The following is a 203-nucleotide window of genomic DNA, read 5'->3' as shown; positions in this document are numbered from 1 at the left end:
CCTACGAAGTCGGTCTTCTCGTGCAGATGCTTTTGAATCAGCAATAACGGCGCACCCGAATCCTCGATCATGAAGCGGATGCGCTCCTCCGGGTAGTCGGGATCGACAGGCACGTATGCTCCGCCCGCTTTGAGAATCGCCAGAATGCCGACGACCATATCGAGCGAGCGTTCGGCCAGAATCGCTACCAGCTGGTCCGCTTC

The 203-nt window shown here is 58.1% G+C and carries 1 protein-coding gene; it reads right to left on the bottom strand.

The window, feature by feature from the left end; all coding sequences use genetic code 11:
* Positions 1 to 203 (bottom strand): AMP-binding protein (locus G9G57_RS25620; RefSeq protein WP_164965709.1); only part of this gene is annotated, 203 nt, incomplete at both ends.

Origin of the sequence: Paenibacillus sp. EKM211P (genome assembly GCF_011066175.1) — a bacterium.
GTDB classification, from domain to species: domain Bacteria; phylum Bacillota; class Bacilli; order Paenibacillales; family Paenibacillaceae; genus Paenibacillus; species Paenibacillus polymyxa.
The sequence above is the reverse complement of the archived record's forward strand: the minus strand, read 5'-3'. Positions and strand labels throughout refer to the sequence as shown.